Below are 25,251 nucleotides of genomic sequence, written 5' to 3'. Positions count from 1 at the left end.
ACGATGCGGGGGCGCGGCGAGGGAGCCGGGCGGGACGGCAGGACCACCCGGAGGGCCGCGCTGCGGCCGGTGCTCACCGCCTCCCTGGCGGTAGCGGTCGCCGCCGCAGCCGCGCTGACCGGCTGCGCCTCTGACGGCGACCAGGTGGGCCCGCGGTTCGTCACACCCCCGCTGATCCGCTACAGCTCCGTGCTCTGGCCGGTCCCCCTGCAGCTGGTCGACGCCGAGCCCGGCAGCCGCGTGCGCATCACGGCCTCCCTCACCTCCGCTCGCGGCACCTGGACATCGGCCGCCAGTTACGACGTCGGCGGCGACGGGACGATCGACCTCGCCCGCGACAAGCCGCTCTTCGCGCCGTTCACCGAGCCGGACTCCGCCGGCCTGTTCTGGTCGCTGCGCGGCCCGACGCTGGCCGGCGCCGACCTCGCCCAGCAGTGGATGCACGACACCGAACCGGTCACGCTCACCGCCAGCGAGGGCGACCGGGTCGTCGCCCGGCGCACCTTCCGGCTGGAGGGACTGGACGGCCTCCTGCACGTCCGCACCGTGTACACGCACGACCTCGCGCCGTCCGAAGGCGTCGCGCCACCGCACGAGACGCACGAGGATGTGCCGGTCGGCCGCTACTACGACGCGTCGTCGCTCGAACGGCCGACCGGGCCGGCGGTGCTGATGTTCGACGATCCATCGCCCGGGGCGTCGGCGGACTTCACGGCGGCCCTGCTCTCGCAGTTCGGCGCCTCCGTGTTCGTGGTCCCGATGACCTCGGCGGACGGCATCCACTTGTCCACGGAGACGGACGCCGGGACGATCTCGGCCATCCTGGATTGGCTGGACGTCCTCGCGGGCGTCGACGCGCGCCACGTCTTCGTCTACGGCACCGGGGCGTCCGAGCAGCTCGCGATCTGGGCCGCGAACCGGTACCCGACCCGGCTGCACGGGCTGTTCGCCGGCGGCGGCCCCGCCGAGCTGCTCTGCCTCGCGGGCTCCAGCGCGTCGCCGGTGTTCGAGGGGAGCGTCGGCGTGCCCTGCGAGCGCAGCCCGGGCGCGGGGTCGACGGACGCGCCGCCGCTCGCCCGCGTCGCCGGGCCGGTCGTGCTGGCCTGCGGCCGGGCCGACCGGACGTTCCCGCCGGCGTGCGCCGTGCAGCAGGAGCTCGCGGGCTCCCGCGCACCGCGCGCCGGCGACAAGCTGCTCGTGGGCTCCCGGGCGGCGCACGCGGTCACGGTGCCGCCCGGCCTCCCCATCGCGCTGCCGGCGCCGGGCGACGGGTCGGGCGCCGACGCACAGGCGACCGAGCAGGCGCGGGTCGCGTTCTGGAACGCCGTCGGCCAGTTGCTGCTGCAGGCGGTGCTCTCGTGAGCCGGGGCCTGCGCGCGCTCGCTGCCGCCCTCGCCGCCGTCCTCGCCTTTGGCGCGGTCGCCGCCCTCGGCGGCTGCGTCGGCCCGGCCGGAGGTGCCAGGATCGTCGTCGCCCGCTTCGGGAACGCCACCGCCGACCCGGTCGTGGTCTCGCTCACCGGGCTGACGCCGGGGGAGGACGTCGTGCTCCGCGCCACCGCCAGGACGACGGCGGGGACGTGGACCTCCCGCGCCCTCTACGCCGTGCCGCCCAGCGGCCGGGTGGAGCTCTCCTCCCAGCAGCCGATCACCGCCCCCTACGTCCGCCCCGACGCCGCCGCGCCGTTCTGGAGCATGTCGGGCCCCTCCCTCAGCGAGTCGCAGCTCGAACAGGCCTGGGCGGAGGGCCCGGTGCGGGTCGAGCTCACCGCCGAGCAGCGGGGCGTCCGGGTCGCTGCCGCCGAGGTGCCGCGCTCGCCGCTGGCCGCCCAGAGCGTCGAGCGCGACGTGACGGTCGACGCGCTCGCCCGCGCTGCCTCCGCCGCCTCCGGCGCCGCCCTCACCGCGGACGAACGCCAGGCGTTGCGCGCTGGCACGCTGTACACGCCGCTGCCGACGCTCGTGCACCCGCGGCCCGGCGTCGTGCTCATCGACGGCGACGACGGCGCCGCGTCCGGCGCCTTCGCCGCACGCCGGATCGCCGCGATCGGCTTCCCCGTGCTCGTGCTGCCCGCCTTCGGGCCCCAGGGGCAGATCCCCGGCTCCGCCGCCCTCTCGGTGGAGGCCTTCGACGCCGCCCGCGCATGGCTCGCGCGGGAGCCCGGGGTGGACCCGGACCACATCATCGTCTACGGCACCGGCGGCGCCGCGCCGCTCGCGCTCTGGTTCGCGGCCAGCGAGCCGCAGACGGTCTACGGCGCCATCGCCGCGAGCGGGCCGACCGCCGAGCTGTGCGCCTCCTCGTCCGGCGCGCCCACGCTGCTGAGCGAGGGCCGCCCGGTGCCGTGCGCGAGCCCGAACCGCCGCATCGCCGACACCCCGATCCTGCCGCTGAACCGCATCCCCGGTCCGCTCCTGCTCGCCTGCGGCACGGCCGACGAGCAGCTCCCCAGCGCGTGCGACTGGACCCGCGCCGGCGCCGACGAACGCGGTGCGCGGGCGGTGGGGGAGACGCTGATCGCGCCGGGCGCGGCGCACGAGCTGAGCGCGCCGCCGATGCTGCCGATCGGGCTCGACGAGCTCCCCCCGGCGACGGCGCAGGCGACGGAGGACGCCAGGGTGGCATTCTGGTCCCGGGTGACCGCGCTGCTGGAAGGAGCCATCGGACCGTGAACCCCGCCGGGAGGACCCGCCCCGCCGCGCGCCGCGTGCTCGCGGCGCTGGCCGGCGTCGTGCTCGCCGCTGCCGCCCTCGTGGGCTGCGGCGCGCAGCAGGGGGTGGCGGGACCGCGCTTCGCGCTGAGCGTGAACCCGAGCCCGGTCTGGCAGCCGGTCGGCATCCAGGTCCTCGCGCTGCCGCCCGGCCAGGAGGTGACCATCCGTGCGTCGCTGGTCCCCGGCGGCCTGTGGTCGTCGCAGGCGGTCTACGCGGTCCCCGCCGACGGCGTGGTCGACCTGTCGCGGGACGTCCCGCTGCAGGCGCCGTTCACCGGGGCGGACGGCATGGGGCTGTTCTGGACGATGCGCAGCAGCACCGGCGAGGCGGCGACCTCCGACGTGACCTGGGGCGGCTCGTCCTTCTCGGTCGACCTCCAGGCCTCCGTCGGCGGGCGCCGGGTCGCCGAGACACGCGTGCAGCGCACCGGGCTGACGGTGGCGGCGCCGTCGCGCGCCGTGTTCGACGGCGGCATCGCCGGCGACTACTTCCAGCCGACGAGCTCGGCGAGCGGCGTGCGGCCGGGCGTCATCGTGTTCGACGGCACCGACCCGGGGGAGCCGACCGGCGTGCTCGTGTCGGCCACCCTCGCCGCCTTCGGCTTCCCGACCCTCGACCTCTCCACCTACGGCCCGGGAGGGCAGCTCGACCCGACGCGCAGCCTTCCCGCCGAGCGCCTCCTGTCCGCCGTGAACTGGCTCCGCTCCCAGCCGGGCGTGGACGACCAGCGCATCTTCGCCTTCGGCGCCTCGCGCGGCGCGCAGCTCGCGCTCTGGGCGGCCTCCGCCTATCCGGGCACCGTCTACGGCGCGATCGCACCGGGCGGCACCACCGGGCTCATCTGCCCGTCGCCGGTGCCGAGCCCGGCCGTGACGGTCGGCGGCGAGTGGGTCCCGTGCACGACGGGCACCCACGACCCCGCGCCCGCGGCGGTGCTCGACATCCAGGCCATCCCGGGACCGGTCGTGCTCGGCTGCGCCGGGCGCGACGAGGAGATCGCGAACGGCTGCGCCTGGCTGGACGCCGCGGCGCGCAAACGGCCGCTGCGGGAGGGCGACGCCTACCTGAAGGCGCCCGGCGCGACGCACCTGTTCTACCTGCCGCCGTACACGCCGCTGCTGCTTCCGCCTGCCCCCGCCGCTCAGCCCACCGAGCGGGCGCGGGAGGCCCTGTGGGAGGACATCCTGGCCGCGCTGACCGCGCCGTCGTCCGTGCCGGGGCACTGAATCCGCGCGCTGTTCGGGCCGTGCCGCTGCCGGTCGCCCGGGAGTCCTCCCCGCACGGCCGGAATGTCGGCTGCGGCAAGTAGCATGTGTGAGTGGTAACCGCTCTGTATCGCCGCTATCGGCCCGACACCTTCGCCGACATGATCGGGCAGTCGCAGGTGACCGAGCCGCTGATGACGGCGCTGCGCACCAACCGGGTCAACCACGCGTATCTGTTCTCCGGTCCGCGCGGCTGCGGCAAGACCACATCCGCCCGCATCCTGGCGCGCTGCCTCAACTGTGCGGAGGGGCCCACCGACACCCCGTGCGGCAAATGCGAGAGTTGTGTCGAGCTGAGCCGCGACGGCTCCGGGTCGCTCGACGTGGTCGAGATCGACGCGGCCAGCCACAACGGCGTCGACGACGCCCGCGACATCCGCGAGCGCGCCATCTTCGCCCCGGCCCGCGACCGCTACAAGATCTTCATCCTCGACGAGGCGCACATGGTCACGCCGCAGGGCTTCAACGCCCTGCTGAAGATCGTGGAGGAGCCGCCGGAGCACGTGAAGTTCATCTTCGCGACGACCGAGCCGGAGAAGGTCATCGGCACCATCCGCTCGCGCACCCACCACTACCCGTTCCGGCTGGTCCCGCCCGCGCAGATGCTGGAGTATGTCCAGCAGCTCTGCGACACCGAGGGCATGACCGTCGCTCCCGGCGTGCTGCCGCTCGTGGTGCGCGCGGGAGGCGGCTCGCCGCGCGACACGCTCTCCCTGCTCGACCAGCTCATGGCCGGCTCCGAAGGCAGCAGCATCGAGTACGAGCGGGCGGTCGCGCTGCTCGGCTACACCCACGCCGCACTGCTGGACGAGGTCATCGACGCCATCGCCGCGCGCGACGCGGCCGGAGCCTTCGCCGCGGTCGACCGCGTCATCCAGACCGGCCAGGACCCGCGGCGCTTCGTGGACGACCTCCTTGAGCGGCTGCGCGACCTCATCGTGGTCGCCGCGACGAGCGTCGACGGAGCGGCCGCCGTGTTGCGCGGAGTCCCGCAGGACGAGCTCGACCGGATGGGCGTGCAGGCGATGAAGTTCGGCGCGGCCGAGCTCAGCCGTGCCGCCGACATCGTGAACGCCGCGCTCACCGAGATGACCGGCGCGACCTCGCCGCGACTGCACCTGGAACTGATGATCGCCCGCGTGCTGGTGCCGTCGAGCGACGACAGCGAGCGCGGTGCGCTGGCGCGCGTGGAGCGGCTGGAGCGCCGGGTCGGCGTGAGCGATGCGGGCGGGGCGCGGGAGGGTGCTGCTCCTGTGGCTGCTCCTGCTCCTGCTCCTGCGCCTGCTCGCGCGGCCGCACCTGCTGCTCCGGTGCGCGCACCTGAATCAGCTCCGGTCGCGACGCCGGCAGTGCCGGAGCCGGTCTTGCCCGCCGCGCCCGCTGCGAAGACGGCGAAGGCTGCGGAGGCGGCTCCCGAGCCTGTGGCCGCGCCCGCCGCGGCTCGCGAGACTGCCGCGGCACCCGAGCCCGTGGCTGCTCCCGCGGTGTCGGCTCCCGCAGCATCCGCCGCCGTGGGCGCCGTGAGCACGCAGCAGGTCAAGGACTCGTGGCCGCAGATCCTCGACGCCGTGCAGCGCGCCAAGCGCAGCGCGTGGATGGTCGTGTTCACCGCCCAGGTCCGCTCGCTGAACGACGACGTGCTCACGCTGTCGTTCCCGAGCGACAACGACGTCCAGAGCTTCCGCCAGCCGCAGGCGCAGGGCGGCCAGAGCGTGAGCGAGTACCTGCGCCAGGCGATCATCGACATCCTCGGCATCCGGGTCAAGTTCATCGCGCGCGCCGACGCCGCACCGTCCGGAGGCGGCGCGGCCCGTCCGTCCGGGGGCGCGCCCTCGGCTCCCGAGGCGCCGACCTGGCCGGGTGCCGACGGGGACGGGACGGCTTCCGCACGCACCGCTTCCTCCGCGGGCTCCGCTGCGTCGTCGTCCGCCGCGCCGTCGTCCACGTCGCGGCCTGCCGGTGCTGCGCCGTCCGCCGCCCCGGCGTCGTCGCAGTCGGCCTCGGTCACGGAGTGGGCGACCGTCGCCATCCCGGCGTCCGCGGCCGCCGCAGTGGCCACACTGGAACGTCCCGAGGCTCCCGCGGCCCGCCCGGCCGCTCCGGCTCCGACGCCCTCCAGGGCTGCGCTGCCCGACGACCTCCCGCCGGACGACCTCGAACCGCCCGAGGAGATCGAGCCCCCGTACGAGTCGGCCGTCCCCGAGGAGCCGGCGGGCGACTGGTCCGCGTCGCCGGCCGAGTCGGCCGCCGCGCCCGAGCGCTCCGCCCCCGAGCGCGCCGCGCCGCAGCGCCAGACCTCGCAGGGCCAGACCTCCCAGCGCCCCGCTGCGCAAGGCCAGACTCCGCCCCGCGCCGCCGCCGAATCATCCACCGACCGTCCCGCGGACGAGCGCAGCCCCCAGCGCCCCGCCGCCGAGCGCTCCGCCCCCGCCTCCGGCGCACGCACCCCCACCTTCCAGGCCCCGCAGCGCTACGGCGAGGCGGTCGTCCGCGAGATCCTCGGCGCCCGCTTCCTGGAGGAGCAGCCCGCCCCTCCCACGAACGGGATGAGGTAGCGCGTGTACGAGGGCATCGTCCAGGAGCTGATCGACGAGCTCGGCCGGCTCCCCGGCATCGGGCCGAAGTCGGCGCAGCGCATCGCGTTCCACATTCTGCAGACCGAGAGCTTCGACGTCACCCGGCTCGCCGAAGTGCTGCTCGAGGTGCGCGACAAGGTGCGGTTCTGCGAGATCTGCGGCAACGTGTCCGAGCAGGCGACCTGCTCGATCTGCCGCGACCCGCGGCGCTCGCCCGACGTCATCTGCGTGGTCGAGGAGGCCAAGGACGTCGTCGCCATCGAGCGCACCCGCGAGTTCCGCGGCCTCTACCATGTGCTCGGCGGCGCGATCAGCCCGATCGACGGCGTCGGCCCCGACGACCTCCGCATCCGGCAGCTCATGCAGCGCCTCGCCGACGGCACCGTGCAGGAGGTCATCATCGCGACCGACCCGAACCTGGAGGGGGAGGCCACGGCCACCTACCTCAGCCGGCTGCTGACCACGCTCGAGATCCGGGTCACCCGGCTCGCCTCCGGCCTCCCGGTCGGCGGCGACCTCGAGTACGCCGACGAGGTCACCCTCGGCCGCGCCTTCGAGGGGCGCCGCCAGGTCTCCTGACCGCGACCCGCGGAACCCCTCGGCGTTACGTCACATGGCCGGGAGGGCATATCCAGGGCCGGTAGAATGGGTGCTTCCGTGAGTTCTGGAGTGCCTGTGGCCCTGATCGTTCAGAAATACGGCGGCTCGTCCGTCGCCGACGCCGAGAGCATCAAGCGCGTCGCCAAGCGCATCGTCGAGACGCGCAAAGCGGGCAACGAGGTCGTCGTGGCCGTCTCCGCGATGGGCGACACCACCGACGAGCTGGTCGACCTGGCCCACGAGGTCACGCCGATCCCGGCGCCGCGCGAGCTGGACATGCTGCTCACCGCCGGCGAGCGCATCTCGATGGCGCTCCTTGCCATGGCGATCAAGAGCATGGGCTACGACGCGCGCTCCTTCACGGGCAGCCAGGCCGGCATGATCACCGACGCCCAGCACGGCGCCGCGCGCATCGTGGACGTGACCCCCGGCCGCATCAAGGAGGCGCTGGACGAGGGCGCGATCGCCATCGTCGCCGGCTTCCAGGGCTTCAACCGCGACACCCGCGACATCACCACCCTCGGCCGCGGCGGCTCCGACACGACCGCCGTCGCCCTCGCCGCCGCGCTCGGCGCCGAGGTCTGCGAGATCTACACCGACGTCGACGGCGTGTTCACCTCCGACCCCCGGCAGGTCCCGCTCGCGCGCAAGATCGACCGCATCACCAGCGAGGAGATGCTGGAGCTCGCGGCCGCCGGCGCCAAGGTCCTGCACATCCGCGCGGTCGAGTACGCCCGCCGCCACAATGTGACCCTGCACGTGCGCTCCTCGTTCTCGAACCGGGTGGGAACGTACGTCCTCAACGAAGCAGCAGCGGCCGAGGCCGCGAAGAAGGATGGAACCGTGGAAGAGCCGATCATCTCCGGAGTCGCCACCGATCTGAGCGAGGCCAAGATCACCGTCGTCGGAGTCCCCGACGTCCCGGGCAAGGCGGCGCAGATCTTCAAGATCGTGGCGAAGGCCAACGCCAACGTCGACATGATCGTCCAGAACGTGTCCGCCGCTGCCACCAGCCTCACCGACATCTCGTTCACCCTGCCCAAGTCGGAGGGCCAGCGCGTGCTGACCGCGCTGAGCAGCGAGCGCGACGAGGTCGGCTACCAGGCCCTCCAGTACGACGACCAGATCGGCAAGCTCGCGCTCGTCGGCGCCGGGATGCGCACCAACTCGGGCGTCTCGGCCAAGCTGTTCGAGGCGCTGTACGTCGCCGGCATCAACATCGAGATGATCTCCACCAGCGAGATCCGCATCTCGGTCGTCACCCGCGCCGACACCGTGGCGGAGGCCGCCCGCGTCGTCCACACCGCCTTCGGGCTGGACGGCGACGAGAAGGCGGTCGTCTACGCCGGAACCGGCCGCTGAGCCGCCTGCCCGTCCCGCGGGAATGGCCGCAGGCGCCATCCCGTTCCCCTTCTTCAGACCACGACCCCGAAGGACACACCATGAGCGAGACCACTCCCGGCCTTGACATCGCCGTCGTCGGCGCCACCGGCCAGGTCGGCGGCGTGATGCGCCAGCTGCTGGAGGAGCGCGACTTCCCGGTCAAGAGCATCCGCTTCTTCGCCTCGTCGCGCTCGGCGGGCACCAAGCTGCCGTTCCGCGGCGAGGAGATCACCGTCGAGGACGTGGAGACCGCCGACGTCTCCGGCATCGACATCGCCCTGTTCTCGGCCGGCGCCACCGGCTCCAAGGCGCACGCGCCCCGCTTCGCCGAGGCCGGCGCCATCGTCATCGACAACTCCAGCGGCTGGCGGATGGACCCCGACGTGCCGCTCGTGGTCTCCGAGGTGAACCCCGAGGCCATCGACGACGCGCGCAAGGGCATCATTGCGAACCCCAACTGCACTACGATGGCCGCCATGCCGGTGCTGAAGGTCCTGCACGAGGAGGCCGGCCTCCAGCGCCTCATCGTCAGCACCTACCAGGCGGTCTCCGGTTCCGGCCTCGCCGGCGCCGAGGAGCTGGCCGGCCAGATCCGCACCGCGGTGGCCGACGAGAACCTGCTGCAGCTCGTGCACGACGGCTCGGCCGTCGCCATGCCGGACCCGGTCAAGTACGTGCGCCCGATCGCGTTCGACGTCATCCCGCTCGCCGGCTCGATCGTCGACGACGGCTTCAACGAGACCGACGAGGAGAAGAAGCTCCGCAACGAGAGCCGCAAGATCCTCCGCCTCCCGGACCTGCTGGTCAGCGGAACCTGCGTGCGCGTGCCGGTTTTCACCGGCCACTCGCTGTCGATCAACGCCGAGTTCGCCTCGCCGCTCAGCCCCGAGCGCGCCACCGAGCTGCTGTCGGACGCCCCCGGCGTGAAGCTCACCGATGTCCCGACCCCGCTGGAGGCCGCCGGTCAGGACCCGAGCTTCGTCGGCCGCATCCGCGCCGACGAGGGCGCTCCGGAGGGCCGCGGCCTGGCGCTGTTCATCAGCAACGACAACCTCCGCAAGGGCGCCGCGCTGAACGCGGTCCAGATCGCAGAGCTCGTCGCCGCCCGCCTGGCGAACCGCGTCGCCGGCTGACCGTCTCGCCGAAGGGCACGTGAACGCCCCTAAAACCGCGTTTTAGGGGCGCTTACGTGCCCTTCGACGGCGGTGGATGTCTCGATATCGAGACAGATGCTCGCGCGACGACAGGGCACGACGTCGCTCGCCGTAGGATTGTCTGGTGAGCACTGACCCCATCGACGTCGTCCTGATCGGCGGCGGCATCATGAGCGCGACGCTGGGCTCCATGATCCAGCGCGTCCAGCCGGACTGGACCATCCGCATCTACGAGTCCCTCGGCGAGGTCGCCCAGGAGAGCTCGAACCCGTGGAACAACGCAGGAACGGGCCACGCCGCCCTCTGCGAGCTGAACTACATGCCGGAGGCCGCCGACGGCAGCGTCGACCCGGCCAAGGCGATCAGCATCAACGAGCAGTTCCAGCTCAGCCGCCAGTACTGGGCCTCCCTCGTCGCCGCGGGCCACCTGCCCGCCCCGCACACCTTCATCAACGCGACGCCGCACATGACCTTCGTGCGCGGCCGCGACAACGTCCGCTACCTCCGCAAGCGCTACGAGGCGCTCAAGGATCAGCCGCTCTTCGAGGGCATGGAGTACTCGGAGGACCCGGCGCAGATCGGTGAGTGGACTCCGCTGCTCACCAAGAAGCGCAACGCCAAGCAGCGCATCGCCGCCACACGGCAGACCGCGGGCACCGACGTCGACTTCGGCGCGCTCACCCGCGCGCTCGTGGATGACCTGGTCGCGAACGGCGCCGACCTCGCGCTCAACCACAAGGTCCTCAGCATCAAGCGCACCCCGGACAAGCTGTGGAAGCTCCGGGTCCGGCACGAGGTCGGCCACACCCCGCACGAGGCCCTCGCGCGTTTCGTGTTCGTCGGCGCCGGCGGCGGCGCGCTGCACCTGCTGCAGAAGTCCGGCATCCCCGAGATCAAGGGCTTCGGCGGCTTCCCGATCTCCGGCCAGTTCCTGCGCACGTCCAACCCGAAGATCGTCGCGCAGCACCAGGCGAAGGTCTACGGCAAGGCCGCGGTCGGCGCTCCGCCGATGTCGGTCCCGCACCTGGACACGCGCGTGGTCGACGGCGAGACGTCCCTGCTGTTCGGCCCGTACGCCGGCTTCAGCCCCAAGTTCCTGAAGAGCGGGAGCTGGTGGGACCTGCCCGGCTCGGTCCGCGCGGGCAACCTCGGCCCCATGCTCGCCGTCGCGCGCGACAACTTCGACCTCATCAAGTACCTGGTCGGCGAAGTCCTCGCCAACCGCGAGAAGAAGATGAAGGCGCTCCAGGAGTTCATGCCCACCGCGAAGTCGGAGGACTGGGAGCTCATCACCGCCGGCCAGCGCGTCCAGGTGATGAAGAAGGACCCGAAGAAGGGCGGCGTGCTGCAGTTCGGCACCGAGGTGATCGCCTCCGCCGACGGCTCGATCGCCGGCCTGCTCGGCGCCTCCCCTGGCGCGTCGACGGCCGTGCCGATCATGGTCGACCTGCTCAAGCAGTGCTTCCCCGACCGGTACGCGGGGTGGCTGCCGACCCTGAAGCAGCTCATCCCGACGGTCGGCACGACGCTCAACGACCGGCCCAAGGAGGCCGCGCGGGTGCTCGCCGAGACCGCCGCGGTGCTCGACCTGGCGGAGAGCCCCGCCGGTCAGGTCGTCCGGGCCTGATCCCCGGCTGTCCGCAGCCGATCCGTACCCGACGGTACGGTTCGGCTGGACAGCCGTGCCCGCGACCTGTTATGGTCGTCCACGCTATGAAGTAGAACCTCTTCTCGTCCCGCGCCCGAGGCGCCGTCGAACGAGCGAGCGACCCCATAGGTCCTGCGCCGCCTGGTCATCCAGCACCGGGCGCTCCGGCGCACTCGTGACGGAACTCCGCCCGGCGGGAGCCTGCTCCGTGATGGAGCGCCCGGAAGGTGGTTCGCATTGCCAACACTCACTCTCACCCCACTTCGCGCCGACGGTGTGTCCGTCCGCTACGGCGACCGGCGCGTGCTCTCGGATGTCTCCCTCACCGTTCCTCCCGGCACCCGTCTCGGGCTGATCGGCGAGAACGGCGCGGGCAAGTCCACGCTGCTGCGGGTGGTCGCCGGCGCCGAGACCCCGGACTCCGGGGTCGTCTCGCGACCGAAGCGCGTCGGTTTCCTCTGGCAGGAGGTCCGCTTCCGGCCCGACGACACGCTCGCCACGCTGATCGAGGACGCCCTCGCGGAAGTCCGCGCCATCGAGCGCGAGCTGGAGGCCGCGGCGGCCGCGCTCGCGGGGGACGACCCCGCTGCGCACGCGCGGTACGACGCCGCCCTGGCGGCGGCCGAAGTCGCCGAAATCTGGTCGATCGACGCGCGTCGCGACGCCCTCCTCGACGGCCTCGGCGTCGGCGCCATCCCGCTGGCCCGGCGGCTGGACGAGGTCTCCGGAGGCCAGCGCAGCCGGTTCGCGTTGGCCGCGCTGCTGCTCGGCCGGCCCGAGGCGCTGCTGCTCGACGAGCCGACCAACCACCTGGACGACGCGGCCGCGGCGTTCCTGGAGTCGCAGCTCCTCGGCTGGCACGGTCCGGTGCTCTTCGCGAGCCACGACCGCGCCTTCCTCGACTCGGCGGCCACCGGCCTCCTCGACCTGGACCCGACGCGCACCGGCGCGACGGTGTTCGGCGGCGGGTACTCCGCGTACCTCGCCGAGAAGGAGGCCGAGCGGCACCGCTGGGAGAAGCAGTACGCCGACGAGCAGGCCGAGCTGAAGGAGCTGAAGCACGCGGTCGACGTGACCGCGCGCTCCATCGCGTGGTCGGGCAAGGTGCGCGACAACGACAAGTACGTGAAGTCATACAAGGGCAACACCCTGGACCGGCAGATCAGCCGGCGCGTGCGCAACGCGGACGGCCGGCTCGACGAGCTGACCCGCACGCAGGTGCGAAAGCCGCCGAAACCGCTCGGCTTCTCCGGGATCCCCGCGGGTTTCCAGGCCGTGAGCGGCGAGGGCGGCTCGCTGCTGCAGGCGGACGACCTCCACGTGCCGGGCCGGTTGAGGCTCGACCGGTTCGCGGTGGAGGCGCAGTCGCGCGTGCTCGTCACCGGCGCGAACGGCGCGGGCAAGTCGACGCTGCTCTCGGTGCTCGCCGGCAGGATCGTGCCGCTCGTCGGCACGGTGCAGCGCCGGCGCGGGCTTCGCGTGGAGCTCCTGGAGCAGGACGTCCGCTTCGCGGACCCGACGCAGACGCCGCGGCGCATCTACGAGCTGGCGCTGGGCGAGCGGCGGGCGGAGGCCGTCCCGCTCGCCGGGCTCGGCCTCATCGCGCCGCGCGACCTCGACCGCGAGGTCGGCGCACTCTCCGTCGGGCAGCAGCGCCGGCTCGCGCTGGCGCTGATCATGGCCCGGCCGCCGCACGTGTTCCTGCTCGACGAGCCGACCAACCACCTCTCACTCACCCTCGCGACCGAGCTGGAGGCCGCCCTCGGCGGGTATCCGGGGGCGGTCGTGGTGGCGAGCCACGACCGCTGGCTGCGCGAGCGCTGGTCCGGGGAGGTGGTGTCGCTGCGGGGCGCCGCGCTGCGCGACGCTTGACGCGCATTCGAACATATGTTCGAATAGTCCTATGAGGTGGAGCGGGCAGGAGCTGACGGTGGAGACGCCGTCGGCCCTGCCCGGTCTCGCCCGGCTGAACAACCTGGTGCGGTCGGTGCGCACGCCGGAGTTCGCGAACATCACCTTCCACGAGATCCTCGCCAAGTCGGCGCTCAACAAGATCCCGGGCGGGGGAGGGCCGATGCCCTTCGGCTGGACGATCAACCCGTACCGGGGCTGCTCGCACGCGTGCGTGTACTGCTTCGCGCGGCCGACGCACAGCTATCTGGAGCTCGACCAGGGCAAGGACTTCGACCAGGAGATCATCGTCAAGGTCAACGTGGCCGACGTGCTGCGCAAAGAGCTGGCGAAGCCGAGTTGGGGGCATCACCCGGTCGCGCTCGGCACCAACACCGACCCGTATCAGCGGGCGGAAGGGCGCTACGCGCTGATGCCCGGCATCATCGACGCGCTGACCGACTCGGGCACGCCGTTCAGCATCCTCACCAAAGGGTCGCTGCTCCGGCGCGACCTGGACCGCCTGGCCGACGCGGCGAAGCGGGTCCCCGTCGACCTCGCGATGTCGATCGCCGTCTACGACGACGAACTGCAGCAGTCGGTCGAGCCGGGCACGCCCACGACCAAGGCGCGGCTCGCGACCGTGACGGCCGTGCGCGAGCACGGTCTCGACTGCGGGGTGTTCCTGATGCCGATCCTGCCCTACCTCACCGACACGCGGGCGCACCTGGACGAGGCGCTGCGGCAGGCGAAGGAGGCCGGGGCCACCAGCGTGCTCTACACGGCGCTGCACCTGAAGCCCGGGGTCAAGGAGTGGTACTACCTGTGGCTCGGCCGCGAGCATCCGGAGCTGCTGCCGAAGTACCGCAGCATGTACGGTCGCGGCACGTACGCGCCCAAGGAGTACCGCGCGTGGCTGGCGGCGCGGATCAAGCCGCTCATCCGCGCGCACCGACTCGAGCGCGGCCAGGAGGACCCGCTGACCGGGGGAGTGCGGTCGTCGGCGCTCGGGATGCTGCGCGACGGCGAAGGGGAGCGCCGCGTAGTGGAGCGCAGCACAGTGGCGCGCAGCACAGTGGACCGGGGCGTGCCCGGAGGTGGCGCCGCGGACCGGGTCGCGCCGGAGGAGCTCGCGCCGGAGTCGGCGCTGGTGTCGCTGGGGGTTCAGCCGACCCTCTTCTGAGGGACGTGCGCGCGGTCGGCCACCGCGCGTCGCGGCGGGGGAGCGGCCACCGCGTCCCAGGGGGTACAACACGCCGTCCCGCCTGGGGTACACAGGGGGCGGGAACGCTGCCATAATCCCCACTGGGAGGCCGCCGACGCGCGGTATCCCACCGGCGCCTTCCCCGTCGGTCCCCCTTGCGCCGAAGGAGTGCGGTGTCGCTCGGCCTTCCCAGCCACCTCTCCAGGGCGGCGAACTCCCGCGCGCTGGCCACGGCGGCCCGCTGGACAGCGGTGGTCTGTCTGGAGATGGCGGCGGTCAACGTCGCGGTGTCGACGGTCGGGGGCACCACCGGCGCGGCCTCCTGGATCAGCGCGCTCGTCCTGCTGCCCATGATCGGGCTGCTGGTCCTGCTGTCGCGCGGGCGGACCGTCCTTCTCACCCTCGTCTACCTGCTGGTGGGCGCGGTCTGCACTTACTTCTACATCTACCTGCTCTTCGTCAGCACCCCGGAGTATCAGACCACCGACCTGTTCGTCGTCGCCCTCCCCGTCGTCGCGATGACCCTGGTCGGCGGGACCGGCACCGGCTCCCTGCTCGGCGTGCTGTGGGCCACGCTCGGGTTCGCGCTCGCGGAGACCGCCGTCCTCCTCGGGGCGACCGCGGCCGGGCGCGACTTCCACCCCGACGCCATCTCGCTGAGCGCCTACCTGCTGCTGGTCGGCGTCCTCGCGTTCGACGGGCTCACCCGCGGCTCGCGTTCGCGGACGCAGGGCGCCATCCACCGCGCGGTCCGGGACGCCCGGCTCGTCGACCTGCGGCGCGAGCTCCTGGCGGAGTCCACGGCCGACCTCCACGACACCGTGCTCAGCGAGCTGCTCTCCGTCGCCGCCACGGAGCCGGGGGAGCTGCCCGCGCGGCTCCGGCAGCGCATCGAGTCCGACCTCCACCAGCTCGGCGGCGCCGGTCTGCCCGCCGTCGACCACTCGCGGGCCGACGAGGACCCCTGGTACGACAGCGAACTGCGCCGGGCCATCGAGGACGCGCGCGACGAAGGTCTCGCCATCGACGTCTCCGGGGAGCGGGAGGCGGTCGCCCTGCTCGCTCCCGACGCCCGCCGCGCGGTCGGCCTCGCCGTCCGCCAATGCCTGGTCAACGTGCTGCGCCACTCCGGCAGCGCGACCGCCGAGGTCGCGTTCTCCTGCGGGGGCGCCTCCGTGTCGATCATGGTCGTCGACGGCGGTCGTGGCTTCGCGGCGGCCGGCGCTTCCGGCAGCGACCGCTTGGGGCTGCGCCAGTCGGTGCACGAGCGCATCAGCAAGGTCGGCGGGACGGTCACCGTCTACTCCGCCGAGGACGTCGGGACGACCGTCATCATGACGGTCCCGGTCGCGGAGCGCGCATGAGCCAGGTGCTGTCCGAGACGATCGTCCACTACCGGTCGCTGCCCGTCGAGCGCACGCCGCAACGGCTGGACCCGCTCGGCGTCCAGTCGGCGTGGCTCCTGATGCCGCTGCTCAGCGCCGTCGCCGTGGCCTACGCGGTCTACTCCACCGTCCAGCACCACGCCCAGTACCGCAGCCCCGCCCTCGCGGTCTGGGCCATCGTCGTGCTGCTCGTCGCCGCCGTCGTCGCGACCATCCGCACGCACCCGGGCCTCGCGCCGGTCGGGCTGTGGTCGCATCTGGCGATCGTCGGCGTCGCCCTCGTCGGCGCCTGCCTGTTCGACGCGGCGGTCTGGGGCCACAACCAGCGCGTCCAGGACGACTGGGGGCAGATCGCCGTCGCGCTGCTGCTGATGGCGATGCCGCTGTACCGGCCGGTCGCCGAAGTGCTCACGGTCGCCGCGCTCGCCGCCCTCGTGCTCGGCGCGCTGGCTGCGGCGCAGGGGTCGTCGCTGGTCATCTCCAACCACCCGCTCGTGTACGCGACCGTGGCGGCGACGCCGGTGCTCGCGCTCGCGTCCGGCGGCGCGGGCTACGCCTGGACCATGACCGGCGAGACGCTCCGCTGGCGGGAGGTCGCCCGGGCGGGTCAGCTCCGGCTCGACGCCGAGCTGCGGCAGGTCGCCGCGCGGATGGTCGCGCAGGAGCGCGCCACGGCCCTGAACGCCGAGGCGGTCCCGTTCCTGACCGCGCTGGCCGCGCGCGGCGTCATCACCGAGGAGGACAGGCGGCACGCGCGCCGCATCGCCGAGCGCCTGCGCGCCTCCGCCGTGGAGGCCCTGGAACGGAGCTGGCTGGCCGAGACGGTCGCCCTCGCCCTCACTCGCCGAGGGAAAGGGGCCGGCGCCGGCGCCGAGGCCGACCGGGGCCCCCGGGTGCATGACCCCGACCGCCTCGAGCAGGTGCTGAGCGAGGAGCAGCGCGCGGTCATCGGCGCGCTCATCGGGACCATCGCCGCCCTCCCCGGGCTCGACGCGGACAGTCTCGCGGTCACCGTCGCCCAGCCGGGCGCCCCGGTCTTCCTGCTCACGGCCCGGGTCGCCGAGTCGAGGCGTCTGCTGCGCTCCGAGCTCGTCCCGTTCCTCAGCGCGCTGCGGTCGGTCTCCCTGGTGGCGTCGATGCGCGTTCGCGCGGGCGGGCTCACCGTCCGCTTCGCCTATCCTGAGAGGCGAGCACCATGAGCACCACGAGCACCAGCACAGCGCCCCCCGGATCCGGCGAACCTCCGATCCGACTCGCCATCCTCGACGACCACGAGATCCTCCTCGACAGCCTCGCCGCCTGGATCGAGCGGAACGCCCCCGACTTCGACCTCGTCGTGCGCGCGGGGAGCTGGCTGGAGCTCGTCCACAGCGAGGCGTTCCCGACCGACCTGGTCATCATGGACCTCCAGCTCCGCGAGTCCGTGTCGATCGGCGCACGGGTGCGCACCTGCCGCGCGGCCGGGGCGAAGGTGGTCGTGCTGAGCGCCGTGGACACGCAGGAGGACCGCGACGCCGCGCTGGCCGCCGGCGCGGTCGCGTACGTGACGAAGACGCAGCCGATGGCCGAGCTCATCGCAGCGGCGCTCGCGGCGATGGGCCGCAGCGCAGTAGGCGAGGAGGCGCCGGCCCCGGCCTGGCGCCCGCGCCCGACCCTCCACGAGGCCTCGCGCCCCAAGCTCAGCGACGGCGAGCGGCAGGCGCTCGTGCTCTACGCCGACGGCCGCACGACCTCCGAAGTGGCCCGCGCGATGAACGTGCAGTACGAGACCGCGAAGACCTATCTGCGCCGCGTGCGCGAGAAGTACGGCAAGGTCGGGAGGCCGACGAGCTCGCGCGCCGACCTCATCCGCCGCGCCGCGGAGGACGGCTACCTCACCTGAGGCTCCGGCGCCCGCATAGGATTGCTCCGTGGCAAAACTGTATTTCCGCTACGGCGCGATGAACAGCGGCAAGAGCACCGCAATGCTGCAGGCGGCGTACAACTACGAGGAGCGCGGGCACCGGGTGCTGCTCGCCAAGCCGGCGATCGACACCAAGGGCGACATGGGCATCCTGTCGCGGCTCGGTGTGACCCGCCAGGTGGATTTCCTGATCGCGCCGGAGACCGACGCGTACGGCCGGTTCCAGCAGCACCGCGAACGCACCGTGAAGCGCTTCGGCCGCGACATCAGCGCGCTGCTGGTGGACGAGGCGCAGTTCCTCACCGAGGCGCAGATCGACGACCTCCTGCGGATCGCGCTGCTGGATGACGTGCCCGTGCTCGCCTACGGCATCCGCACCGACTTCCAGACGGTCGCGTTCCCCGGCAGCCGGCGCCTGCTGGAGGTCGCCCACAGCCTCGAGGAGCTGAAGACCATCTGCCGCTGCGGCCGCAAGGCGATCTTCAACGCGCGCAAGATCGACGGCGTCTTCGTCTTCGACGGCGACCAGGTCGCCATCGACGGCGCCTCGGTCAGCTACGAGGCGCTCTGCGGCAACTGCTACCTGGACGAGAGCCAGGGTGTCCTGAACAACGGCCGCCGGCACTGGCCTGCGGCGTCGCCCACTGTCTACGACAGCGAACCGGACCCGGACTTCACCTGATGCGCATCTCCGTCATCGGCGTCGGCTACCTCGGAGCCGTCCACGCCGCAGCCATGGCCGACCTCGGCCACACCGTCGTCGGCGTGGACGTGGACGAGGCGAAGATCGCCGCTCTCTCGGAAGCGCGCGCACCGTTCTTCGAGCCCGGCCTGCCCGACGTGCTCGCCTCCGCCACCGCCAGCGGGCGTCTGCGGTTCACGACCGATTTCGCGGCCATCGCCGACGCCGACGTGCACTTCGTCGCGGTCGGCACCCCGCAGGCGGCGGAGGGGGACGCCGCCGACCTCCGTTTCGTGGACGCGGCGTTCGAGTCGCTGCTCGGGCACATCAAGCCGGGCGACGTGATCGTCGGCAAAAGCACCGTCCCGGTCGGCACGGCCTCCCGGCTGGCGGAGCTCGTCGCGGAGCGCGTGCCAGGAGCGACGCTCGCCTGGAACCCGGAGTTCCTGCGCGAGGGCTTCGCCGTCAAGGACACGGTGAGCCCCGACCGGCTCGTCTACGGCGTGCCGGAGGGCGAGGAAGGCGCACGCGCCGCCCGCATCCTGGACGAGGTGTACGCCGCCGCCGTGGCGAACGGCACTCCGGTCATCGTCACCGACTACGCGACGGCGGAGCTGGTGAAGGTCGCGGCGAACGCGTTCCTGGCCACCAAGATCTCGTTCATCAACGCGATGGCCGAGATCGCGGAGGCCACCGGCGCCGATGTGACCCAGCTCGCCGACGCGATCGGTCACGACGCGCGGATCGGGCGGCGCTTCCTGAACGCCGGCGTCGGCTTCGGCGGCGGCTGCCTGCCGAAGGACATCCGCGCGTTCAGCGCCCGCGCCCGGGAGCTCGGCCGCGGCGACTCGGTGCGGTTCCTGGACGAGGTGGACAAGATCAACCTGCGCCGCCGCGGGCGCGTCGTCGACCTGGTGCGCGAGGAGGCCGGCGGCCTCGACGGCGTGCGGGTCGCGGTGCTGGGCCTGGCGTTCAAGCCGCACTCCGACGACATCCGCGACTCGCCTGCCCTGGACATCGCGGTGCGGCTCGCCGAGGGCGGGGCGATCGTCTCGGCGACCGACCCCGAGGCGAACGCGAACGCGCGCCGTCGCGCGCCGCAGCTCACGTATGCGGAGTCGGCGGCCGAGGCCGCCGCCGGCGCGGACATCGTCGTGCTGATCACCGAGTGGCCCGAGTTCACCGGGCTCGACCCGGAGGAGCTGGGCGCGCTGGTCTCGCACCGCCGGGTCATCGACGGCCGCAACGCGCTGGACGCCGAGCGGTGGCGGGCGGCCGGCTGGCGGTTCCGCGGGCTCGGACGCTGACGGCGCTCGCTGACGGCGCTCGCTGACGGCGCTCGCTGACGGCGCTCGCTGAGAAGGCACAAGCGGGGGCTCCTCAAAAAACTGAGGATTTGTTACCTTTGTCTCATGGCGACTGGTCTCTCGCACCACGAAGCGCCGCCGCGACCCGCGGCTCCGCCGTCCGAGCCGCGCCTGCAGCGCCGTGACGTGGTCATTCTCGTCCTGATCATCGTGGCCGTCCTGGCGTTCCTCGCCATCGCCTGGATCGCCGTGCGGGGATTCCTCGCCCAGCAGGAGCTCAACGCCGCCGTGCCGGACGTGAAAGCCGTCCGCGCAGCCGTCGCGGCGAGCGACCCAGCTCAGGCCAAGTCGGCAGCCGCGGATCTCCAGAAGCACGCGCACACCGCGGCGTCGCTCACGAGCGACCCGGTGTGGCAGGTCGCGGAGGGCATCCCGTGGGTGGGTGCGAACCTCTCCGCGGTGAGCACCATCTCCCGGGCCACCGACACCGTGGCCTCCCACGTCATCACGCCTCTCGTCTCGATCGCGGGCTCGGTGGACCCGAGCACCCTGCGGCTGACGGGCGGCAGACTGGACCTCGCGCCCATCGTGGCCGCCCAGCCCGCCATGGCCAAGGCCCAGACGGCGTTCGACTCGGCGCAGTCCGATATCGGCTCCATCGACCAGGGCAGTGTGATCAGTCCGATCGGCTCCGCCGTCGCCAAGATGCGCTCCCTGATGTCGGAGGTCGCTCCCGACCTGCAGGCCATCGGCAACACCGTGCGGCTCCTGCCCGGGATGCTCGGCGCGGACGGTCCCCGTTCGTACCTGGTCGCCGCGCAGAACCCGGCCGAGCTCCGCGCCACCGGCGGCCTCATCGGCTCGATCGCGCTCGTGAACGCGGACAAGGGGGCGGCGACACTGTCCACCGAGGTGGCCGGGACCTCTATCGGTCCGTGGCCCACGCCCGTCTTCGACGTGCCGGCCGCGACCTCCGGCCTGTACGGGCCGCTGGTCGGGCGGTACCTCCAGGACGTCAACTACACCCCCGACTTCCCGCTCGCGGCCCGCACGGCCGCGGCGATGTGGGTGCGCACGCACGGTGGGACGGTGGACGGCGTCATCACCGTCGACCCGGTCGTCCTGAGCGCGCTGCTGAAGGCGACGGGGCCGGTCGCACTGCCCTCCGGGGACGTGCTGACCTCCGCGAACGCCGTGCCGCTCCTCCTCAGCGGAATCTATGCGCGCTACCCCGACGCTCCTCAGAAGCAGGATGCCTTCTTCACCAAGGCGGCCTCGGCGGTGTTCAACCGTGTGGCGGGCGGGGTCGACGGCAAGGCGCTGGTGAAGGCGCTCGCCGCCTCCGGGACCTCCGACCGCATTCAGATCTGGAGCTCGCACCCGTCGGAGCAGTCGACCCTGCAGACCACGACGCTCGCCGGCGCCCTGCCGGTGTCGACGCCGGAGACGGCCGCCCTCGGCGTCTACTTCAACGACGCGACCGGCTCGAAGATGGACTACTACCTGCGGACGTCGGTGTCCGCGGGCGCCGCGGTGTGCCGTGCCGACGGGAAGGTGACCTCGATGGTGCAGGTCACCCTGACCAACAGCGCGCCCGCGAACGCCGCGACCGCGCTTCCGGCGTACGTCACGGGTGCCGGCACGTACGGCGTCCCGCCCGGCGACATCAAGACGCGGATCGCCTTCTACGGACCCGATCAGGGGCTGCTCGCGTCGGTGAAGAGCAAGGGCGCGGACATCCCGTCGATCGCGGGCACGGACAGCGGGCGCCCGGTCGCGGTCGTGGAAGTCCAGCTGGCGCCGGGTCAGTCGGAGACGGTCGACGTGCAGTTCCTCGGCACCGTGCAGTGGGCTCCCGGCTTGACGGTCGACGTCACCCCGACCCTCAAGGGGGACGGGTCCACCCCCGATGTGGGGGCACGCCCCGCGGTCGCGAGGATTGCTGTCCCGTGCACCTCCGCCATAAAATGAGCATTATTCATTAAACCCGACGACTGGCCGGGCGAGGGGAAGGCGTACCCGAAATGTTGAAGAAGATCCTGGCGGCGGCTGCCGTCACCGCGGCGCTGCTGCTGGCAGCGCCCGCGGCCGCGAATGCCGTGCCGTACCCGAGCGGCGCGCCCTGCACGTTCGACGTGAGCGTGACCCAGGCCGGACATACCGCGACCCTCACGTGCATCCCTGGCACCTGGGCGGACGGTGAGACCATCACCTGGATCGGCAGCGGCTCGAACGGCTCCGGCATCGTCATGGCGAGCTCGGTGTCGTTCAGCAAGCACTCCAACGCCGACGGCAGCGACGTCCTCAGCGTGACCCTCCCGTCCGACGCGACGGGCGTGTACACGATCACCGGCACCGGCGCCACGAGCGGCCACGTCTGCTCGGCGTCGCTCACGGTGACACCGGCGGACGCGACCTCGTCGACCATCAACGACCCCGGCAGCTCCGGCCTCGCCGACACCGGCTCCGTGATCGCCGAGTGGGTGATCTGGGCCGGCGGCGGCCTCCTGGTCATCGGCCTGGTGAGCGTCGCCCTGGCGGCGTGGATGCGGAAGGTGCGGTCGTCCTGACCTGACCAGGGCCCGTCCCGGACGGGCCCGCGTCGGAATGGCGGGAGGGCGGCAGCGGTTGCCCTCCCTGTGACCTCCACCAGCATCCCCCTCAACGTCCTCGACCTCGCCAGCAGGCCCGCCGGCGGCAGCAACGCCGACGCGGTAGCCGGGACGGTCCGCCTCGCACAGCAGGCGGAGCGTCTCGGCTACCGGCGTTTCTGGGTGGCGGAGCACCACGGGATGCCGGCGATCGCCTCCAGCGCGCCGGCCGTCCTGATCGCGGGGATCGCCGCGGCGACCGAGCGCATCCGGGTCGGCTCGGGCGGCGTGATGCTCCCCAACCACGCCCCGCTCGTCGTCGCGGAGCAGTTCGGCACCCTCCGCGCCCTCTACGGCGACCGCATCGACCTCGGCATCGGCCGTGCGCCCGGAACCGACGGCGCCACCGCCATGGCCTTGCGCCGCAGCGCGGAGGGCCTCGGCGTGGACGACTTCCCGCAGCAGCTCCTCGACCTCTTCGGCTTCTTCCACGGCGGCATGAGCGACGCGAACCCGCTGCACGGCATCACGGCCGTGCCCGGGCTGGGCGACGCCCCGCAGGTCTGGCTGCTCGGCTCCAGCGGCTACAGCGCCCAGGTCGCCGCGGCGCTCGGCCTCCCGTTCGCGTTCGCCCACCACTTCGCCGGCGAGAACACCGAGGCGGCCCTGGACCTGTACCGGTCGCGTTTCGAGCCGGGGGAGCAGCTCGCCGAGCCGCACGCCATGATCGCCGTGAATGTCGTCTCCGACGACGACCCGGAGCAGGTACGGGCGCTGTCCCTGCCCGGCCAGCTCTCGTTCCTGCGGATGCGCCGCGGCCTCAAGCCGCAGCCGGTGAGCATCGAGGAGGCACTGGCCTACGAGTTCAGCCCGGCGGAGGAGGAGTTCATCGCCGCCCGCAACGCCCGTCAGGCCATCGGGACACCGGACCGCGTCAAGGCGCGCCTGGACGCGCTGATCGCGTCCACGGGTGTGGACGAGCTGATGATCTCCTCCGGAGCGGCGACCGTGGAGGGTCGCATCCGCTCGCTGGAGATCGTGGCGGGGCTGTACCTCGCGGCGTGACGCCGGTGGCGGCGGTGGCGGCCGGTAGCCCGGACCGCGTGACCGCCTCCATGACGGACCATGACGGCGGGAGGGGCGCTGCGGGAGGGCCCGGGGGTAGCGTTGGCCGCACTCCCGACCCCCACCCAGCGAAGGCGGTACCCCGCATGGCACACGCACCCCACGTCGTCGGCGTGAGCGGCAGCCCGACGGCGCCCTCCCGCACGACGGTCCTCGTCGACGAGGTGGCCCGCTCGTTCGCCGAGGCGACCGGCGGGACCTCCACGACCATCGAGCTGGCGCCGCTGCTCGGCGAGCTCGGCGCCGCCCCGTTCCGCACCGGGCTGAGCCCGCGGGTGCAGGAAGCCCTGCAGACGGTGGAGACCGCCGACGTCATCGTGGTCGGCTCACCGGCCTACCGCGCCACGTACACGGGCCTCTTCAAGCTGTTCTTCGACCACATCGGCCAGTATTCGCTGGTCGACAAGCCGATCGTCCTCACCGCGACCGGCGGCAGCGACCGGCACGCGCTGCTGGTGGAGCACCAGATGCGCCCGCTGTTCGGCTTCTTCCAGTCGCTGACGCTCCCGCTCGGCATCTACGCGAGCGAGCCCGATTTCACGGACTACGCGATCTCGTCCGCCGACCTCCGCGAGCGCATCAACACCGCGGTGTCCCGCACGCTGCCGCTCATCCGCTCGCACATCGACCCGGAGTCGCTGTACGCGACGGTGGACTTCGCGCGGCCGGACGCGTTCTGAGACAGACGAAAAGAGCCGGTTCGAATCATCGAACCGGCTCTTTTCTATGGGTCGGGGTGACAGGATTTGAACCTGCGGCCTCTTCGTCCCGAACGAAGCGCGCTACCAAGCTGCGCCACACCCCGGTGGCCCGAAGGCCTCATCTAGGATACACGAGCGCGCGGGTGCGAATGACCACCCGGCTCACTCCGACGCGGTCAGCGTGACCAGCGTCGCCTCCGGCCGGCACGCGAAGCGCACGGGCGCGTAGATCGACGTCCCGAGCCCCGCCGAGACGTTCAGGTACGCCGCCCGGAACGCGTGTCGCCAGATGCTGAGGCCCTTCACCTGCGAACGCGGGATGTCGCAGTTCGTGACCAGAGCGCCGAAGCCCGGCACGCACACCTGACCGCCGTGCGTGTGGCCCGCGAAGATCATCGAGGCGCCGTAGGTGACGAACGCGTCGAGCACCCGCCGGTACGGGGCGTGCACGACGCCGAGCGTCACCGTGGGGCGCTCGGTGCGCGGCTTGTCCGCCGGCCACGTCGCGTCGTCGGAGTACGGGTCGTCCTCGCGCAGCTCGTCCAGGGCGCCGGGGATGGCCTCCACGCGGTCCGCCTGGATGTGCGGGTCGTTCACGCCGAAGAACTCGAGGTGCGTCCCGCGGATGTCGAGGGCGCCGGCGGCGTTGTTGAGGTTCAGCCAGCCGAGGCTCCGGAAGTACGCGGTCAGGGCCTTGTCGTCGAGGCGGGGAGCCGTCGACGAGTGCCGCTTCGACGGACCGAGGAAGTACTTGAACGGGTTCTTGAGCTGCGGGCCGTAGTAGTCGTTCGAGCCGTGCACAAAGACGCCGGGGATGCCGCGGAACGCGTCGAACGCGGCGCGGATGCCCTCCAGCCCGTTCTCGTGGCTGAGGTTGTCGCCCGTGTCCACGATGAGATCCGGCTGGAACCGCGCGAGTTGCCGCACCCACTCCTGCTTGTCCGCCTGCCACGGCGCCATGTGCAGATCTGAGAGGTGAAGCACCCGGATCGGCGCCGCGCCGGCCGGCAGCACCGGCACGCTCACTTCGCGCAGCGTGAACGCGCGCCGCTCCACGAGCGAGCCGTAGGCGAACGCGGCCGCGCCCACCCCGGCGAGCATCGCCAGTGCGGCGCCGACCGGC

20 protein-coding genes and 1 tRNA gene are annotated in these 25,251 nt (G+C 72.7%); 19 read left to right on the top strand and 2 right to left on the bottom strand.

The annotated features are described in order from the left end of the window. Window positions 1-3 precede the first annotated feature (3 nt). From ABIA36_RS03675 to msuE, 19 genes are all read left to right on the top strand, one after another. Window positions 4-1,362, top strand: coding sequence for an acyl-CoA thioesterase/BAAT N-terminal domain-containing protein (locus ABIA36_RS03675; RefSeq protein WP_369960914.1), 1,359 nt, complete (start codon window positions 4-6; stop codon window positions 1,360-1,362). Then, window positions 1,359-2,672 carry an acyl-CoA thioesterase/BAAT N-terminal domain-containing protein gene (locus ABIA36_RS03670; RefSeq protein ID WP_369960913.1) on the top strand — a complete coding sequence of 438 codons (1,314 nt, stop codon included), beginning with the start codon at window positions 1,359-1,361 and terminating at the stop codon, window positions 2,670-2,672. The genes ABIA36_RS03675 and ABIA36_RS03670 overlap by 4 nt, the downstream gene beginning before the upstream one ends. Next, window positions 2,669-3,940: an acyl-CoA thioesterase/BAAT N-terminal domain-containing protein gene (locus ABIA36_RS03665; protein ID WP_369960912.1), complete on the top strand. Its 1,272-nt coding sequence runs from the start codon at window positions 2,669-2,671 to the stop codon at window positions 3,938-3,940. Before ABIA36_RS03670 ends, ABIA36_RS03665 begins: the two co-directional genes overlap by 4 nt. A gap of 92 nt (window positions 3,941-4,032) precedes the next feature. After that, complete coding sequence (locus ABIA36_RS03660) at window positions 4,033-6,534, top strand: DNA polymerase III subunit gamma and tau (protein ID WP_369960911.1); 2,502 nt, start codon at window positions 4,033-4,035, stop codon at window positions 6,532-6,534. 3 nt (window positions 6,535-6,537) lie between these two features. After that, a complete protein-coding gene (gene recR, locus ABIA36_RS03655) occupies window positions 6,538-7,134 on the top strand; it encodes a recombination mediator RecR (protein ID WP_369960909.1) in 597 nt (198 codons plus the stop codon). Window positions 7,135-7,230: 96 nt separating this feature from the next. Next, window positions 7,231-8,517 carry an aspartate kinase gene (locus tag ABIA36_RS03650; RefSeq protein ID WP_369962071.1) on the top strand — a complete coding sequence of 429 codons (1,287 nt, stop codon included), beginning with the start codon at window positions 7,231-7,233 and terminating at the stop codon, window positions 8,515-8,517. 80 nt (window positions 8,518-8,597) lie between these two features. Then, complete coding sequence (locus ABIA36_RS03645) at window positions 8,598-9,671, top strand: aspartate-semialdehyde dehydrogenase (RefSeq protein ID WP_369960908.1); 1,074 nt, start codon at window positions 8,598-8,600, stop codon at window positions 9,669-9,671. Between the two features lie 145 nt (window positions 9,672-9,816). Then, window positions 9,817-11,319: a malate:quinone oxidoreductase gene (locus ABIA36_RS03640; protein WP_369960907.1), complete on the top strand. Its 1,503-nt coding sequence runs from the start codon at window positions 9,817-9,819 to the stop codon at window positions 11,317-11,319. A 258-nt stretch (window positions 11,320-11,577) separates the two neighbouring features. Next, window positions 11,578-13,212, top strand: coding sequence for an ABC-F family ATP-binding cassette domain-containing protein (locus ABIA36_RS03635; protein ID WP_369960906.1), 1,635 nt, complete (start codon window positions 11,578-11,580; stop codon window positions 13,210-13,212). 31 nt (window positions 13,213-13,243) lie between these two features. Continuing rightward, window positions 13,244-14,413: an Rv2578c family radical SAM protein gene (locus ABIA36_RS03630; RefSeq protein ID WP_369960905.1), complete on the top strand. Its 1,170-nt coding sequence runs from the start codon at window positions 13,244-13,246 to the stop codon at window positions 14,411-14,413. A gap of 194 nt (window positions 14,414-14,607) precedes the next feature. Continuing rightward, window positions 14,608-15,798, top strand: a complete 1,191-nt coding sequence (locus ABIA36_RS03625; RefSeq protein ID WP_369960904.1) for a sensor histidine kinase — start codon at window positions 14,608-14,610, stop codon at window positions 15,796-15,798. Then, window positions 15,795-17,018 carry a hypothetical protein gene (locus ABIA36_RS03620; protein WP_369960902.1) on the top strand — a complete coding sequence of 408 codons (1,224 nt, stop codon included), beginning with the start codon at window positions 15,795-15,797 and terminating at the stop codon, window positions 17,016-17,018. Before ABIA36_RS03625 ends, ABIA36_RS03620 begins: the two co-directional genes overlap by 4 nt. Beyond that, the gene (locus ABIA36_RS03615) at window positions 17,015-17,701 is read left to right on the top strand and encodes a response regulator transcription factor (RefSeq protein WP_369960901.1); all 687 of its coding nucleotides are present in this window, start codon (window positions 17,015-17,017) and stop codon (window positions 17,699-17,701) included. The genes ABIA36_RS03620 and ABIA36_RS03615 overlap by 4 nt, the downstream gene beginning before the upstream one ends. 28 nt (window positions 17,702-17,729) lie before the next feature. Next, the gene (locus tag ABIA36_RS03610) at window positions 17,730-18,404 is read left to right on the top strand and encodes a thymidine kinase (RefSeq protein ID WP_369960900.1); all 675 of its coding nucleotides are present in this window, start codon (window positions 17,730-17,732) and stop codon (window positions 18,402-18,404) included. Further along, window positions 18,404-19,711 carry a UDP-glucose/GDP-mannose dehydrogenase family protein gene (locus tag ABIA36_RS03605; RefSeq protein WP_369960899.1) on the top strand — a complete coding sequence of 436 codons (1,308 nt, stop codon included), beginning with the start codon at window positions 18,404-18,406 and terminating at the stop codon, window positions 19,709-19,711. The genes ABIA36_RS03610 and ABIA36_RS03605 overlap by 1 nt, the downstream gene beginning before the upstream one ends. Before the next feature lie 105 nt (window positions 19,712-19,816). Beyond that, window positions 19,817-21,682, top strand: a complete 1,866-nt coding sequence (locus ABIA36_RS03600) for a DUF4012 domain-containing protein (RefSeq protein ID WP_369960898.1) — start codon at window positions 19,817-19,819, stop codon at window positions 21,680-21,682. Between the two features lie 53 nt (window positions 21,683-21,735). Further along, window positions 21,736-22,281 carry a hypothetical protein gene (locus ABIA36_RS03595; protein WP_369960897.1) on the top strand — a complete coding sequence of 182 codons (546 nt, stop codon included), beginning with the start codon at window positions 21,736-21,738 and terminating at the stop codon, window positions 22,279-22,281. A gap of 69 nt (window positions 22,282-22,350) precedes the next feature. Further along, a complete protein-coding gene (locus tag ABIA36_RS03590) occupies window positions 22,351-23,367 on the top strand; it encodes an LLM class flavin-dependent oxidoreductase (RefSeq protein ID WP_369960896.1) in 1,017 nt (338 codons plus the stop codon). 146 nt (window positions 23,368-23,513) lie between these two features. Continuing rightward, window positions 23,514-24,107, top strand: a complete 594-nt coding sequence (gene msuE, locus ABIA36_RS03585) for an FMN reductase (protein WP_369960895.1) — start codon at window positions 23,514-23,516, stop codon at window positions 24,105-24,107. A 51-nt stretch (window positions 24,108-24,158) separates the two neighbouring features. Here the strand turns inward: msuE and ABIA36_RS03580 are convergent. Both ABIA36_RS03580 and ABIA36_RS03575 read right to left on the bottom strand, forming a co-directional pair. After that, a tRNA-Pro gene (locus ABIA36_RS03580) sits at window positions 24,159-24,232 on the bottom strand. 58 nt (window positions 24,233-24,290) lie between these two features. Further along, window positions 24,291-25,229, bottom strand: coding sequence for a metallophosphoesterase (locus ABIA36_RS03575; RefSeq protein ID WP_369962070.1), 939 nt, complete (start codon window positions 25,227-25,229; stop codon window positions 24,291-24,293). Window positions 25,230-25,251 lie beyond the last annotated feature (22 nt).

Source organism: Leifsonia sp. EB34 (genome assembly GCF_041260585.1).
Lineage (GTDB): Bacteria > Actinomycetota > Actinomycetes > Actinomycetales > Microbacteriaceae > Leifsonia.
The sequence above is the reverse complement of the archived record's forward strand: the minus strand, read 5'-3'. Positions and strand labels throughout refer to the sequence as shown.

Bases quoted from the DNA above. Each gene is read 5' to 3' on its own strand.
- ABIA36_RS03675 (WP_369960914.1), top strand. From the start codon at position 4: ATGCGGGGGCGCGGCGAGGGAGCCGGGCGGGACGGCAGGACCACCCGG.
- ABIA36_RS03645 (WP_369960908.1), top strand. From the start codon at position 8,598: ATGAGCGAGACCACTCCCGGCCTTGACATCGCCGTCGTCGGCGCCACC.
- ABIA36_RS03630 (WP_369960905.1), top strand. From the start codon at position 13,244: ATGAGGTGGAGCGGGCAGGAGCTGACGGTGGAGACGCCGTCGGCCCTG.
- ABIA36_RS03620 (WP_369960902.1), top strand. From the start codon at position 15,795: ATGAGCCAGGTGCTGTCCGAGACGATCGTCCACTACCGGTCGCTGCCC.
- ABIA36_RS03615 (WP_369960901.1), top strand. From the start codon at position 17,015: ATGAGCACCACGAGCACCAGCACAGCGCCCCCCGGATCCGGCGAACCT.
- ABIA36_RS03605 (WP_369960899.1), top strand. From the start codon at position 18,404: ATGCGCATCTCCGTCATCGGCGTCGGCTACCTCGGAGCCGTCCACGCC.
- ABIA36_RS03600 (WP_369960898.1), top strand. From the start codon at position 19,817: ATGGCGACTGGTCTCTCGCACCACGAAGCGCCGCCGCGACCCGCGGCT.
- ABIA36_RS03595 (WP_369960897.1), top strand. From the start codon at position 21,736: ATGTTGAAGAAGATCCTGGCGGCGGCTGCCGTCACCGCGGCGCTGCTG.
- msuE (WP_369960895.1), top strand. From the start codon at position 23,514: ATGGCACACGCACCCCACGTCGTCGGCGTGAGCGGCAGCCCGACGGCG.
- ABIA36_RS03575 (WP_369962070.1), bottom strand. From the start codon at position 25,229: ATGCTCGCCGGGGTGGGCGCGGCCGCGTTCGCCTACGGCTCGCTCGTG.